The sequence below is a fragment of the Cupriavidus sp. P-10 genome, from assembly GCF_003402535.2.
In the GTDB taxonomy this organism is placed as follows: domain Bacteria; phylum Pseudomonadota; class Gammaproteobacteria; order Burkholderiales; family Burkholderiaceae; genus Cupriavidus.
The window spans coordinates 198,639-212,112 of sequence record NZ_AP025171.1 but is presented as its reverse complement, the minus strand read 5'-3'; the positions used below and the strand labels follow the sequence as shown (position 1 = coordinate 212,112).

Here is a 13,474-nt window from a genome sequence, read left to right as displayed (position 1 = left end):
TGTAGGTGAATGCGCGCGGCCCTCGCTTATTCCGCCTTCGCCCCCGATTCGCGCGCGACCTTGACCCACTTGTCGGTTTCGGCGCGGATAAACGCGGCGAGCTGGGGCGGCGCCATGTCGCCGGCGGTCACGCCCTGCTCTTCAAAGCGCTTCTGCACGTCGGGGGCCTTCAGCAGCTTGCCGAGTTCGGCCGACACACGCTGCTCGATCCCCGCCGGCGTGCCGCGTGGCGCCATCAGCGCGAACCACGTCGTGACTTCATAGCCTTTCACGCCGCTCTCGGCCAGCGTCGGCACGCCCGGATAGGCGCCGGAGCGCTTCGCGGTGGTGACGGCCAGCGCCTTGACCTTGCCGCTGCGCACGTGCTGCGACGCCGACGGGCTGGTCTCGATCGCCATCTGGATCTGGCCCGCGATCAGGTCGGTCATCATCGGCGCGCCGCCCTTGTACGGTACGTGCGCGATATCGGTCCCGGTGAGCGAGCGGAACAGCTCGCCGGACATGTGCTCGGTGCTGCCGATGCCGGCCGAGCCGTAGTTGACCTTGCCGGGATGCGCCTTGATATAGGCGATCAGCTCCGGCACCGACCGCGCCGGGATGGCGGGATTGACCACCAGCACGTTGGGCGTCAGCGCCACCAGCCCCACCGGGTCGAGGTCGCGCGTGAACTCGTACGGCAGGCTCTTGTAGATGGCCGGCGCCATGGTGTGCGCCACGGTGGCGAGCAAGAAGGTATAGCCGTCGGGCTGCGCGCGCGCGACGTTGGCCGCGCCGATGGTGCCGCCGGCGCCGGGGCGGTTGTCGATCACCACCGGCTGCTGCAGCGCCTCGCCCAGCTTCTGGCCGACGGTGCGCGCGAGGATGTCGGTGGTGCCGCCGCTGGCGAAGGGCACCACCAGCGTGATCGGCTTGGTCGGCCAGGGGTCGGCAGCGAATGCGGCGGTGATGGCGGCGGGATTGCCCAGCACGGCGGCGGCGGCCAGCGCGGCAAGCACGCCGCGGCGGATGCGCGAAACGGAAGGCATGCAGTCTCCTTTGCGGGAAGTCATGTTGTCATGTTGTTATCGGACGGCGGGCAGGCGCCCGCTTCTGGTGGTGCGACTCTACGCAGCCGCCGCGGCGCGCGCCATCGGGCGGACGTTAAGGGGTCTTCAGGATTCGTGAACCGCGACGGGATTTCCGCTACCATGCCGGCAAATTGCGGCAGCGGGGACGCGACATGGAACTGAGGCAACTGCGCTACTTCGTCAGCGTGATCGAGCATGGCAGCATGGGCAAGGCGGCGCTGGAGCTGGGCGTGGTCACCTCCGCGCTGAGCCAGCAGATCAGCCGGCTGGAAAGCGAACTGTCGACGCGGCTGCTGCAGCGCACCTCCACCGGCGTGGTCGCCACCGATGCCGGGCTGGCCTTCTGGCGCCAGGCCCAGCTGGCGCTGCGCCATATCGACGACGCCGCGCTGGCCGCACGCCAGGCGCGCTTGTCGGGCCACGTCAGCGTCGGGCTGCCGCCCAGCACCGCCGGCGTGCTCGCGCTGCCCTTCATGCAGGCCATGCGCGAGCGCTACCCCGACGTGCGGCTGCGCATGGTGGAAAGCCTGTCCGGCTACCTTGGCGCCATGCTGAGCGCGCGCCAGATCGACCTCGCGGTGCTGTTCAGCGAGGAGCCGGCGCAGCGCTGGAGCGTGCTGCCGCTGCTCGACGAGCGCCTGTTCGTGATCGGCGCCGAGGGCCTGGCCGGCATGCCGCGCGGCGAAAGCACCTCGGTGGCGGCGCTGGGCAAGCTGCCGCTGATCCTGCCCAGTGGCTCGCACGGATTGCGCGCGCTGGTCGCCGCCTGCTTCCGGCAGGCCAGGCGCGAGCCGCAGGTGGTGGCCGAGATCGACGGCCTGGCCATCCTGATGGATGCCGTGCAGGGTGGCCTGGGCGCCACCATCCAGCCCGGCGCGGCGCTGGCGCGCAGCCAGGGCATGCCCTACCGCAGCGTGCTGCTCACCGACACCGGCGCGACCCGCCCCAACCTGCTGGTCAGCCTGTCCGACGACGAACTGTCGCCCGCGGGACTGGCCGCGCGCGTGGTGCTGGCCGACGTGGCCGCCACGCTGGTGCGCGAAGGGCGCTGGCCGGGCGCCACGCTGCGGCCGCGCTGACGCCTCTGGGAGTTGTCCCCGCCAGGGCTTCACGAAAGCTGAAGCCCCCTTGCCGCGGCCCTGATGGCGGCTTGTCGCCTTGCCGGCCAAGATGGCGCCAGCAAGGAGGCAATCCGATGGCAGACGAATTGGTCGATGTATTGGTAATCGGCGGCGGCAACGCGGCCCTGTGCGCGGCGCTGATGGCGCGCGAAGCCGGGGCCTCGGTGCTGCTGCTCGAATCCGCGCCGCGCGCCTGGCGTGGCGGCAATTCCCAGCACACCCGCAACCTGCGCTGCATGCACGACGCGCCGCAAGACGTGCTGGTCGATGCCTATCCCGAAGAAGAGTACTGGCAGGACCTGCTCAGGGTCACCGGCGGCATCACCGACGAGCACCTGGCGCGGCTGGTAATCCGCGCCTCGTCCGGCTGCCGGCCGTGGATGCGCAGGCATGGCGTGCGCTTCCAGCCGCCGCTGTCGGGGGCGCTGCATGTGGCCCGCACCAACGCCTTCTTCATGGGCGGCGGCAAGGCGCTGGTCAATGCGTATTACCGCAGCGCCGAAGCGATGGGCGTGCAGGTCCGCTATGAAACCCCGGTCGACGCGATCGAGATGGATGGCGACCGCTTCGTCGCCGCACGCAGCGGCAGCCAGCGCTTCACCGCGCGCACCTGCGTGCTGGCCGCGGGCGGCTTCGAGTCCAACCGCGAATGGCTGCGCGAGGCCTGGGGCCAGAACGAACGCGGCGAATGGCCCGCCGACAACTTCCTGATCCGCGGCACCCGCTTCAACCAGGGCGTGCTGCTGCGCCACATGATCGAAGCCGGTGCCGATGCCATCGGCGATCCGTCGCAGTCGCACTGTGTCGCCATCGATGCGCGCGCACCGCTCTATGACGGCGGCATCTGCACGCGCATCGACTGCGTGTCGCTGGGTATTGTCGTCAACCGCGACGCCGAGCGCTTCTATGACGAGGGCGAGGACTTCTGGCCCAAGCGCTATGCGATCTGGGGCCGTCTGGTGGCGCAGCAGCCCGGGCAGATCGGCTACTCGATCATCGACAGCCAGGCCATCGGCCGCTTCATGCCGCCGGTGTTCCCCGGCGAGAAGGCCGACACGCTGCCTGAACTCGCGCGCAAGCTCGGGCTGCCGGAAGCGCAGTTCGTTCGCACCGTGCAGGACCACAACGCGGCGTGCCGCGTCGGCACCTTCGACCATACCGCGCTGGACGATTGCCATACCGAGGGCTTGGTACCGGCCAAGACGCACTGGGCACGGCCGCTGGACCAGGCGCCTTTCTACGGCTACGCGCTGCGGCCGGGCATCACCTTCACTTACCTGGGGCTCAAGGTCAACGACCGGGCCCAGGTGCATTTCGGCGGCAGGCCGAGCGGGAATCTGTTCGTGGCAGGGGAAATGATGGCGGGCAACGTGCTCGGCAAGGGATATACGGCCGGGGTCGGCATGTCGATCGGCACGGCGTTCGGACGTATCGCTGGCACGCAAGCCGCGCGAGCGGCTGGCATCAAGACGGGAGCGGTTCATGCAGAAGCTTGAAGCCCTGGCGCGCGAGGCCGCGCAACTGGCCGGCGAGGATGCAGGCACGATTGCCACGCCTGGCGCCGGTCGCGTGATTCGCATTCTGCCGCTGACCGACAACGAAGCCGAAGTCGCGCGGCAGATGCAGATCTGCAATGCCTGCCGCTACTGCGAAGGCTTCTGCGCGGTGTTCCCCGCGATGACGCGGCGGCTGGAGTTCGGCAAGGCCGACGTCAACTACCTGGCGAACCTGTGCCACAACTGCGGGGCGTGCTATCACGCCTGCCAGTACGCGCCGCCGCATGATTTCGGCGTCAATGTGCCACAGGCGATGGCGAAGGTGCGGCTGGAGACGTACAGTGAATATGCGTGGCCGGCGCCGCTGGGCAAGCTCTACAAGCGCAACGGCCTGACGGTGTCGGTTGCGCTTGCCTTGGGGCTGGCATTGTTCCTGGTGCTGGCGGTGATGATGGGTGGTGCCCTGTGGCAGCGGCATGCCGGCGGCAACTTCTACGCAGTGTTCCCGCACAACACGCTGGCTGCGATGTTTGGTGCGGTGTTCGGGTTTTCGGTGCTTGCGCTTGGGGTTGGCGTGCGGCGGTTCTGGCGCGACGTGTCGGCCGGCACGGCGTCAGCGCCTGCGGTGGTCGAGGCCGCGAAGAACGTGCTGGCGCTGACCTACCTGGATGGTGGGCATGGCGACGGATGCAACGAGACCAGCGATGGCTTTACGCTGGCACGTCGGCGTTTCCACCATTTCACGTTCTACGGCTTCATGCTGTGCTTTGCCTCGACGGCGGTGGCTACGGCGTACCACTACCTGCTGGGCTGGCATGCGCCGTATCCGGTTGCGAGCCTGCCGGTGCTGCTGGGTGTCGCTGGCGGGGTCGGGCTGCTGATCGGGCCTGCTGGCTTGCTATGGCTGAATCTCCGGCGACATCCGATGCAGGGAGATGTGCGGCAACGGCCGATGGATCGGGGTTTCATCGCGCTGCTGTTGCTGACCAGTGCCACCGGGCTCGGGTTGCTGGCATTGCGCGACACGTTGGCGATGCCGTTGCTGCTGGCGGTGCACCTTGGTGTGGTGATGGCATTGTTTGCGACGCTGCCGTACGGGAAGTTTGCGCACGGGATTTATCGAAGTGCGGCACTGCTCAAGTCTGCGATCGAGAAACGGCAAGGGGGCGGGCCGCAGGTGGGAAGCGATTGAGGCTTGTGAGCAGGCCTGCGTTCCGCAGCGCGCGCGGGCACCACGCCGAGCTCGGCCAGCACCGCGTCAACCACCGCATCGTCGCCGGCAATCGAGGCAGTGTGCGAGCGCGCCGCCGCGCCGTCCACCTCGCTGCGCCCTACCTTCATCATCACGACCGGCTTGCGCGCCCGGCGCGCGGCGTCCAGTGCCGCCACCAGGCCGTCGCCGTCGTTGATCCCTTCGGAGTAGAGCGCGATCGCCTGTGTCTTCTCGTTTGGCAGGCCTGCGTGGCGATCATTGCGCCTCGATCTTTGCCTTCGTGATGACCTCGCTCCACAGCGCCAGGTCTTGCCGCAGGCGCTCGGTGAACTGGGCGGGGCCGCTGATGCTGGGCGTGTAGCCGCCCCGCGCCAGGCTTTGCCGGAACGCGGCGTTGTTGCCGACCTCGCGGTTGGCCGCCACCAGCCGCTCGACCACGGCCGGCAGCAGCCCGGGCGGGCCGATCAGGCCGAACCAGCCGCTCACGTCGAAGCCCTTGAGCCCGGACTCGGCGACGGTCGGCACGCCGGGCAAGGCGGCATTGCGCGCCTGGGAAGTCACGGCCAGCGCCCGCACCTTGCCGCCCTGCACATAGCCGATCGCGGTGCCGGTCACGTCGAACATGAAGCCGATCTTCCCGCCGATCAGGTCGGTGACGGCCGGGGAATTGCCCTTGTACGGCACATGGAGGAAACGGACGCCGCCGCGCTGGGCAAGCAGTTCCGCGGCGAGGTGGTTGGATGCGCCCACGCCCGCCGAACCGAATGCCATGGCGTCGGGATGGCTCCTGGCATAGCTGACCAGGTCATTTACGCTCTTCAGCGCAGACTCGTTCGGCACCAGCAGCACGTTGGTATACGTGTTGAGCAGGCCGACCAGCGTAAAGTCCTTGAGCGGCTTGTAGGTCGCCGTCTTCTGGACCAGCGGGGCCATGGTCAGCGTCGGGCTGCCGACGAAGAAGAGCGTATAGCCGTCCGGGCTTGACCGGGAAGTCTGGGTCGCGGCAATGGCACCGCCGGCGCCCGCGCGGTTGTCGATCACGACCGGCTGCCCCAGCGCGTTGCCCAGGTGCCGGGCATAGACCCGCGCCGCGCTGTCGACCGGACCGCCGGCCGCATAGCCCACGATCAGCCTGATGGGCCGCGAGGGGTAGTTGTCCGACGCACCGGCGAGCCCGGCCAGTCCGCCCAGCACGGCGGCGACGATCCATTTTTTCATGCCTGTCTCCTTGATTTGCGCTGCATCCATGGCAGCGTCTTGAATGGGTTTTGCCCGGGCCAGACTGGCCTGCTCAGGCGGCCTCGCCGGCCATCCAGGCGTGCAGGCGTGGATACAGGTCCGGTGCCTGCAGCGCGTCAAGGGTCTCAACAAAGTCCCACAAGGCCTGCGCCGGCTGCGTGCCCAGCAAGGCCGCGACCTTGCCGCGCAGGCGGGTAGCCCGGGTTTCATACGTCATCGGGTCGGCCAGCTCGACCTGGCAGGCCAGCGAGACGCCCGAGCGGGTGAGCACGGTGGCGCGGCAAGCGGTATCCGCGACAGCCGGATCCGGGCAGATCTCGACGCGTCGGGCGAGTTCCGCCAGGCTGGCATCGCGGCAGGCGGCGTCGGAGAACGACGCCAGCGCGGCCGTGTCCACACCGGCCAGCACCATGGCAGCCGTCAGCGAAAGACTGAACTTGGCTTCCAGTGCAGTCGCCGGCTGCGGGATGCAGCAGACCGGCAGCCACTGCGGCGCGATGTCGAGCGAAACACCGGCAATGTCGCCGGGCTGCAGCCCGTGCCGCGTGCGCAGGGTCTTCAGGGCTTCCAATGCCGGGTGCGTACCGTGGCAACAGGCGTGGAACTTGTGCTGGACGTCGACAAAGCGGAAGGCTTCGGACAGGCCGGCGAACGGTTCGTCCGCACAGCCTTGCGCCGCGCCATGGGTGGCCGCAAACCCGCCCGGGCATTCGATGGCATCCGGGCGCGCAATGAAGCCCAGCGCGGCGAGCGCGGCCGCTTCCACGCCGGTGGAGGCGGCCATGCCCGCGTGAAATGGCTTGGCCATCGTGCCGAACTGGCACTTCAGGCCGGATGCCCGCGTGGCCGCCAGGCCCAGCGCGTGGGTGGCCTGTCCGGCGTCGAGGCCGAGCAGGCGGGCGCTGGCAGCGGTGGCGCCAAACGCGCCCGAGGTGGCGGTCTGGTGGAAACCGGCGTTGTAGTGCGGCCGGCCCAGCCATCCGCCCACCCGGCAGGTGATCTCCACACCGATGAGGAAGGCTTCGAGGAGCGCCTTGCCGCCGGCCTGCTGCTGCTCGGCCACGGCCAGCGCGGCTGGCAGCACGGCTACGCTCGGGTGGCCGACGAAATCGAAATGCGTGTCGTCGTAGTCCAGCGCATGCGCCACCGCGCCATTGAGCAGCGCCGCGGCGCGGGCGGGGATACGCTCGGACAGGCCGAAGGCACTGGCTTGCGGCGCGCCGCCTTCCTGGCGCACCAGCCCGCGCACGGCCTGGCTGACCGGCTCCCGCGTGCCGGCAATCGCCACGGCCAGGCAGTCATAAATGGAAAGCCGGGCGATGTCGAGAGCATCGGCCGGAAAGCACAGCGTGCGGTCAACCGCGAAGCTGGCGGCGCGCGCGGTCACGGTCGGCGCAACGGCGTGCGTCATGGCACCCCCCGCGTTCACGCTGCCACCCTGGTCATGGGTGGCCTTACAGTCAGTTTTCGCACCTTGCACTCCTGGCTGCGCCGTAATGGCGGCGATTATGTACGTACATAATAGTGCGAATGCCAGGGGGGGTGGCAAGCCTTATCTCAGCCACCCACCCGAACCGGGTTGGAGCATTTCGACAATATCCCTGCAAGAACGGCTGCCTGCATACCCAGACAGTTTCGGACGACAGCATCCGCCACCGTCGCTGCCGCTCTGTTCAGTAGGCAATATGTACGTACATAAATGAAGCAGGAGCGCGACGTTGCCGAAAGGCCAGGCGCCTCGCACTGGGCCACCAAAAAACAAAACCCCACATTCCGAAGAATGTGGGGTCATCAGCCATCTGGCCGGCCCGACGGAACCGGCGATTATCCAGGCAACGAAAACTTCAGGCTCAGTCCACCGTAGCGCCCGAGGCCTTCACGACCTTGGACCACTTGGCGGTTTCGGCTTTCATGAATGCGGCCAGCTGCGCCGGCTTTTCCGGATTGGGTTCAGCACCCTGGTCAGCCATCTGCTTCTTCACTTCCGGCATGGCCAGGATCTTGACCACTTCAGCGTTCAGGCGATCGACGATGGGCTGCGGCGTGCCGCCCGTCGCGTACAGCGCGAACCAGGAAGTCGCTTCATAGCCCGGCACGCCCGACTCGGCCACGGTCGGCACGTTCGGCAGCGCCGGCGAGCGCTTGGCCGAGGTCACGGCGATTGCGCGCAGCTTGCCCGCCTTCACGTGCGGATACGACGACGGCATGTTGTCGAACATCAGACCGATCTGGTTGCCCAGCAGGTCGTTCACCGCCGGCGCGCTGCCCTTGTAGGGGATGTGCTGGATATGCAGGCCGGTCATCGAGTTGAACAGCTCACCCGACAGGTGCATCGACGAGCCGCTGCCCGACGAACCATACGACAGCTTGTCCGGATTGCCCTTCACGTAGGCGATCAGTTCCTTGACGTTGTTGACCGGCACCTTGGGGTTCACCACCACCAGGTTCGGCACCATCGCCACGCGCGAGATCGGCGCGAAGTCCTTGACCGGGTCATACGGCAGCTTGGAATACAGCGACTGGTTGATCGCGTGCGTGCCGATGGTGCCCATGAACAGCGTGTAGCCGTCGCCCGGCGCCTTGGCCGCCAGCGAGGCGCCAATATTGCCGCCCGCGCCCGGACGGTTGTCGATCACCACCGGCTGGCCGAGCGCCTTGCCCAGCTGCAGGCCGACGATACGCGCCAGGATGTCGGTGGTGCCGCCGGCCGAGAACGGCACGATCAGCGTGATCGGCTTGGTCGGGTAGCCGCCTTGTGCGTGCGCGGCGCCAGCGAAGCCGGCAAAGGTGGTGGCCAGCGCCACGCCGGCGGCGAGCAGGCGGCGGCGCGTGGTGGAGGTCTGGGAATCGTGTCTCATCGGTATTACTCCGGTAAAGCTGTCCCGACGGAGATTGGGGCCCGTGCAGGACGTTGTGCTGAAATGGCGTGATTGCCGTTCCCGAACGGATGCTGCGCACTCGCGCGCATCCTGGTTGGCGGCCCGGCTCTGGGCCGCCATGCGTGACGTTTGGTTAACGTCTCTTCTTGTCGAATCTTTGAGTGCCGGGGGCGCGCTTAAACCGGCGCAACGCCCAGCGTGGTGCCGCCGCATACGTACATCACCTGGCCGGTGACGAAGCCGTTGTCGGGCGACAGGAAGAACAGCGCGGCGCGCGCGACATCCTCCGGGGTGCCCATGCGCTTGACCGTAATGCTGGCGAGGATGCGCCTGGTCTGCTCCGCGCCTTCCGGATTGCTCTTGCGGAACAGCTCGGTGGCGATCGGGCCCGGGGCCACGGCGTTGACGGTAATGCCGTCGCCGCCCAGTTCCATCGCGAGCGTGCGGGTCATGCCGATCAGGCCAGCCTTGGTGGCCGAGTACACCACGCGCTCGGGCTTGCCCAGCGCCGCGCGCGAGGCCATGTTGACGATGCGGCCGAAGCCTGCGGCGCGCATCGCGGGCAGGCAGGCTTGCACCAGCAGCAGCGGCGCTTGCAGGTGCAGGCCGCTCACGTAGTCCAGGTCGGCAACGGTGGCGCTGTCGGCCGTGCCGGGGCGCGTGGCGCCGGCATTGTTCACCAGGCGCGTGACGGCGAAGCGCGACGTGACCTGCTCGGCCACGGCGCGGGTCGCCTCGGCGTCGGTCAGGTCGGCCTGGAAGAAGGTCATGCCGGGATGCGACCAGGCCGGCGCGGCGTAGTCGACATTGACCACCTGGCTCACGCCATCGGCCAGCAGCATTTCACAAATGGCACGGCCGATGCCGGAACTGCCGCCGGTGACGAGGGTGGCTACGGGGAGGGACATCTTTGACTCACTTTCAAGACTACCGCAGGCAAACGCCCTCTCGCCTGGTGCGAGAGGGCGCCTTGCCGTTCTGCTGTTAAACGCGCTCGATCACCATGGCGATGCCCTGGCCCACGCCGATGCACATCGTGCACAGCGCAAAGCGGCCGCCGGTGCGGTGCAGCTGGTACATCGCGGTGGTGACCAGGCGCGCGCCGCTCATGCCCAGCGGGTGGCCCAGCGCGATCGCGCCGCCGTTCGGGTTGACGCGCTTGTCGTCGTCGGCCACGCCCAGTTCACGCAGCACGGCCAGGCCTTGCGCGGCGAATGCTTCGTTCAGCTCGATCACGTCGATCTGGTCCAGCGTCATGCCCAGTTGCCTGAGCAGCTTCTGCGTCGCCGGTGCCGGGCCGATGCCCATCACGCGCGGGGCCACGCCTGCGGTGGCCATGCCGACGATGCGCGCACGCGGGGTCAGGCCGTGTTGCTTGATGCCGGCTTCGCTCGCCAGCAGGATCGCGCAGGCGCCGTCGTTCACGCCCGAGGCGTTGCCGGCGGTGACGGTGCCGTCAGGGCGGACCACGCCGCGCAGCTTGGCCAGCGATTCCATGCTGGTGGCGCGCGGGTGCTCGTCGCGCTCGACCACGATCGGGTCGCCCTTCTTCTGGGCGATGGTGACCGCGGTGATTTCCTGCGCCAGCGTGCCGTCGGCCTGCGCGCGCGAAGCCTTCTCCTGGCTGCGCAGCGCCATCAGGTCCTGGTCTTCGCGGCTGATCTTGTAGTCGGTGGCGACGTTCTCGGCGGTCTCGGGCATCGAGTCCACGCCGTAGGCCGCGCGCATGGCCGGGTTGACAAAGCGCCAGCCGATGGTGGTGTCGAAGATCTGCGCATCGCGCGAGAAGGCGCTGGTGGCCTTGCCCATCACGAACGGGGCGCGGCTCATGCTTTCCACGCCGCCGGCGATCATCAGTTGCGCTTCGCCCGCCTTGATGGCGCGCGCGGCGGTGCCGGTGGCATCCATGCCGGAGCCGCACAGGCGGTTGATGGTCGCGCCCGGCACGTCCTGCGGCAGGCCCGCCAGCAGCGACGACATGCGCGCCACGTTGCGGTTGTCTTCGCCGGCCTGGTTGGCGTTGCCGTAGATCACGTCGTCGATGGCCTTCCAGTCCACATTGGGATTGCGGGCCATCAGCGCCTTCAGCGGCACCGCGCCAAGGTCGTCCGCGCGCACGGCGGACAGGCTGCCGCCGTAGCGGCCGATGGGCGTGCGGATGGCGTCGCAGATAAAGGCTTCGGTCATGGTGTGTCTCTCTCGTCTGGTTGGTATCGGTGCGGTACGGATGCGGTGGCGATGCCGGCGCTCAGGCCTGCTTCAGGGGCACGCCGGTCAGGCGCTGCAGTTCTTCGAAGCTCAGCCCTTCCACCAGGTCGCGCGCGACCAGACCGTCGGCGGTCACGTCGAGGGTGGCAAGGTCAGTGTAGATGCGCGTCACGCAACCGATGCCGGTCAGCGGATAAGTGCACTGCGGCACGACCTTGCTTTCGCCCTGCTTGGTCTGGTGTTCCATCATCACGAACACCTGCTTGGCGCCGATCGCCAGGTCCATCGCGCCGCCCACGGCGGGGATGGCGCCGGGTGCGCCGGTGTGCCAGTTGGCCAGGTCGCCCTTCTCCGACACCTGGAACGCGCCCAGCACGCAGAAGTCGAGGTGGCCGCCGCGCATCATCGCGAACGAATCGGCGTGGTGGAAGTACGAGCCGCCCGGCTTGATCGTCACCGGCTGCTTGCCGGCGTTGATCAGGTCGCCGTCTTCTTCACCGGCAGCGGGCGCGGGGCCCATGCCGAGCAGGCCGTTCTCGCTGTGCAGCAGGATTTCCTTGTCTGCCGGCAGGTGGTTGCCGACGAGCGTCGGCAGTCCGATGCCGAGATTGACCACGGCACCTTCGGGAATGTCTTTGGCCACGCGGGCGGCCATCTGATCGCGGGTCAGGCGTTGCATGCTGTTTCTCCTGTTGCCTGTCGCGTTTATGCGGACTTGGCGATCTTGACGACGCGCTTGACGAAGAGGCCCGGCGTGACGATGTGTTCGGGATTCATTTCGCCCAGATCCACTACCTTGTTGACCTGCACGATGGCGCACTTGGCGGCCATCGCCATGATCGGGCCGAAGTTGCGCGCGGTCTTGCGGTAGGTGAGGTTGCCCCAGCGGTCGGCGGTGTCGGCCTTGATCAGCGCGAAGTCGGCGTGGATCGGGGTCTCGAACACGTAACCCTGGCCGTCGATGATGCGGGTTTCCTTGCCCTCGGCCAGCGGCGTGCCGTAGGCGGTGCGGGTAAAGAAGCCGCCGATGCCGGCGCCGGCGGCGCGGATGCGCTCGGCCAGGTTGCCCTGCGGCACCAGTTCCAGCTCGATCTCGCCGGCGTGGTACAGCGCGTCGAACACGTACGAGTCCGTCTGGCGCGGGAACGAGCAAATGATCTTGCGCACGCGCTTGGTCTTCAGCAGCGCGGCCAGGCCGGTGTCGCCGTTGCCGGCGTTGTTGTTGACGATGGTGAGGTCGCGCGCGCCTTGCTCGATGAGCGCGTCGATCAGTTCCGCGGGCATGCCTGCGAGGCCAAAGCCGCCAATGAGGATGGTGGCGCCGTCGTGGATGCCGGCCACCGCCGCTTCCACCGTGTCGTATAGCTTGTTGATCACTTGCGTTCCAGGTCGGAAGATCCGCAGGCTACCGGAGCGGGCCGCAAGGCGCGGCGCATGAAAGACTGTCTCCAGATGCCCGCCGGAAGGATGTTCATATACGGCCGGGCGGCGTTGGTGCCGCCTGTACCGCCCGTTGAACGGTCCAGCAGTCTGCGTGGTGTTGTTTGGTGCTGTGCTGTCCGGCACAGCCGCGATCCGAAATGCGGCCGGTGGTTGGCTGGCTTTTGTTCGCTATTCGAACTTGAATTCGCAGAATGAACAGATTACACCTGCGCGCGGGCGACGGTCAACCGGTCGGCCGGCAAGGGATGCAGACGATGGGCGATCACCGCGCGGGGTGACGGCGGCGTCCCGTGTAGGACAGGGCCGACAGGGGAATCGGTTCGCTGTCGATGTTGCGCCGCGGTCGCGGCGGCTATCTTGGAATCAGAAGAAGGCAGCGCCCGTACAGCAGTCCCCGGACCACCGGCTCAGGCGCGCCGCCCAGCTAGAAACACGAAATACAGACAAGAAACAGGAGCCCACCATGGCCACCGCCAACCTCCCGAATGCATCCACGCAACATGCCGCAGCCCTTGCGCGCATCCTGCAGGTTACGCAGCAGGCGTGGGGACTGGGCCAGGACGGCATCGTACCCTGCGCCGCCACTGCACAGGCCGCGCAGGCCGCACCCGCAAAGCGCGCGCCCGCGCTGTCGCGCCGCGCGCGCCTGGCCCTGGCCGCCGCGCGGGCGTTCGAGGCGCAGGTCATGGCGATCCGCTGCCGGCAGGTGTTTGTCGCCTGACTAAGGAACACTTCGCGGAACACCTCGCCGCGGATCACCTCGCTTTACCCGCTGCCACCTGCTACCCGCTGCCACCAGCCAGACCAG

At 68.0% G+C, this 13,474-nt stretch carries 13 protein-coding genes; 4 read left to right on the top strand and 9 right to left on the bottom strand.

Annotated features, from left to right (window positions below; all coding sequences use genetic code 11):
* Window positions 1–26: 26 nt before the first annotated feature.
* Entirely contained in the window at window positions 27–1,025 is a 999-nt protein-coding gene (locus tag CTP10_RS18095; protein WP_116318904.1) for a tripartite tricarboxylate transporter substrate binding protein, read from the bottom strand.
* A gap of 194 nt (window positions 1,026–1,219) precedes the next feature.
* Between CTP10_RS18095 and CTP10_RS18090 the strand changes: the two genes are divergently transcribed.
* From CTP10_RS18090 to tcuB, 3 genes are all read left to right on the top strand, one after another.
* Entirely contained in the window at window positions 1,220–2,146 is a 927-nt protein-coding gene (locus tag CTP10_RS18090; protein ID WP_116318905.1) for a LysR family transcriptional regulator, read from the top strand.
* A gap of 128 nt (window positions 2,147–2,274) precedes the next feature.
* The gene (tcuA, locus tag CTP10_RS18085) at window positions 2,275–3,684 is read left to right on the top strand and encodes an FAD-dependent tricarballylate dehydrogenase TcuA (RefSeq protein ID WP_116318963.1); all 1,410 of its coding nucleotides are present in this window, start codon (window positions 2,275–2,277) and stop codon (window positions 3,682–3,684) included.
* The gene (gene tcuB, locus CTP10_RS18080) at window positions 3,671–4,876 is read left to right on the top strand and encodes a tricarballylate utilization 4Fe-4S protein TcuB (RefSeq protein WP_116318906.1); all 1,206 of its coding nucleotides are present in this window, start codon (window positions 3,671–3,673) and stop codon (window positions 4,874–4,876) included. Before tcuA ends, tcuB begins: the two co-directional genes overlap by 14 nt.
* On the opposite strand, the gene CTP10_RS18075 is transcribed toward tcuB, so the two are convergent.
* From CTP10_RS18075 to CTP10_RS18040, 8 genes are all read right to left on the bottom strand, one after another.
* On the bottom strand, window positions 4,801–5,073 hold the full coding sequence (locus tag CTP10_RS18075) for a hypothetical protein (protein WP_233528082.1): 273 nt from the start codon (window positions 5,071–5,073) through the stop codon (window positions 4,801–4,803). The genes tcuB and CTP10_RS18075 overlap by 76 nt on opposite strands.
* A 79-nt stretch (window positions 5,074–5,152) precedes the next feature.
* The gene (locus CTP10_RS18070) at window positions 5,153–6,115 is read right to left on the bottom strand and encodes a Bug family tripartite tricarboxylate transporter substrate binding protein (RefSeq protein WP_116318907.1); all 963 of its coding nucleotides are present in this window, start codon (window positions 6,113–6,115) and stop codon (window positions 5,153–5,155) included.
* Between the two features lie 73 nt (window positions 6,116–6,188).
* Complete coding sequence (locus tag CTP10_RS18065) at window positions 6,189–7,547, bottom strand: MmgE/PrpD family protein (RefSeq protein WP_116318908.1); 1,359 nt, start codon at window positions 7,545–7,547, stop codon at window positions 6,189–6,191.
* A gap of 439 nt (window positions 7,548–7,986) precedes the next feature.
* Window positions 7,987–8,994, bottom strand: a complete 1,008-nt coding sequence (locus CTP10_RS18060; RefSeq protein ID WP_116318909.1) for a Bug family tripartite tricarboxylate transporter substrate binding protein — start codon at window positions 8,992–8,994, stop codon at window positions 7,987–7,989.
* Between the two features lie 197 nt (window positions 8,995–9,191).
* Complete coding sequence (locus CTP10_RS18055) at window positions 9,192–9,923, bottom strand: SDR family NAD(P)-dependent oxidoreductase (RefSeq protein WP_116318910.1); 732 nt, start codon at window positions 9,921–9,923, stop codon at window positions 9,192–9,194.
* A gap of 76 nt (window positions 9,924–9,999) precedes the next feature.
* Window positions 10,000–11,202 carry a 3-oxoadipyl-CoA thiolase gene (gene pcaF, locus CTP10_RS18050; RefSeq protein ID WP_116318911.1) on the bottom strand — a complete coding sequence of 401 codons (1,203 nt, stop codon included), beginning with the start codon at window positions 11,200–11,202 and terminating at the stop codon, window positions 10,000–10,002.
* A 61-nt stretch (window positions 11,203–11,263) separates the two neighbouring features.
* Window positions 11,264–11,902 carry a 3-oxoacid CoA-transferase subunit B gene (locus CTP10_RS18045; protein ID WP_116318912.1) on the bottom strand — a complete coding sequence of 213 codons (639 nt, stop codon included), beginning with the start codon at window positions 11,900–11,902 and terminating at the stop codon, window positions 11,264–11,266.
* A gap of 26 nt (window positions 11,903–11,928) precedes the next feature.
* On the bottom strand, window positions 11,929–12,600 hold the full coding sequence (locus tag CTP10_RS18040; RefSeq protein WP_116318913.1) for a 3-oxoacid CoA-transferase subunit A: 672 nt from the start codon (window positions 12,598–12,600) through the stop codon (window positions 11,929–11,931).
* 529 nt (window positions 12,601–13,129) lie between these two features.
* Here CTP10_RS18040 and CTP10_RS18035 point away from each other — a divergent pair.
* Window positions 13,130–13,387: a hypothetical protein gene (locus CTP10_RS18035; RefSeq protein WP_116318914.1), complete on the top strand. Its 258-nt coding sequence runs from the start codon at window positions 13,130–13,132 to the stop codon at window positions 13,385–13,387.
* Window positions 13,388–13,474: the final 87 nt, after the last annotated feature.

Coding starts and splice junctions, on each gene's coding strand:
- CTP10_RS18095 (WP_116318904.1), bottom strand. CDS start 1,025: ATGCCTTCCGTTTCGCGCATCCGCCGCGGCGTGCTTGCCGCGCTGGCC.
- CTP10_RS18090 (WP_116318905.1), top strand. CDS start 1,220: ATGGAACTGAGGCAACTGCGCTACTTCGTCAGCGTGATCGAGCATGGC.
- tcuB (WP_116318906.1), top strand. CDS start 3,671: ATGCAGAAGCTTGAAGCCCTGGCGCGCGAGGCCGCGCAACTGGCCGGC.
- CTP10_RS18070 (WP_116318907.1), bottom strand. CDS start 6,115: ATGAAAAAATGGATCGTCGCCGCCGTGCTGGGCGGACTGGCCGGGCTC.
- CTP10_RS18065 (WP_116318908.1), bottom strand. CDS start 7,547: ATGACGCACGCCGTTGCGCCGACCGTGACCGCGCGCGCCGCCAGCTTC.
- CTP10_RS18060 (WP_116318909.1), bottom strand. CDS start 8,994: ATGAGACACGATTCCCAGACCTCCACCACGCGCCGCCGCCTGCTCGCC.
- CTP10_RS18055 (WP_116318910.1), bottom strand. CDS start 9,923: ATGTCCCTCCCCGTAGCCACCCTCGTCACCGGCGGCAGTTCCGGCATC.
- pcaF (WP_116318911.1), bottom strand. CDS start 11,202: ATGACCGAAGCCTTTATCTGCGACGCCATCCGCACGCCCATCGGCCGC.
- CTP10_RS18045 (WP_116318912.1), bottom strand. CDS start 11,902: ATGCAACGCCTGACCCGCGATCAGATGGCCGCCCGCGTGGCCAAAGAC.
- CTP10_RS18035 (WP_116318914.1), top strand. CDS start 13,130: ATGGCCACCGCCAACCTCCCGAATGCATCCACGCAACATGCCGCAGCC.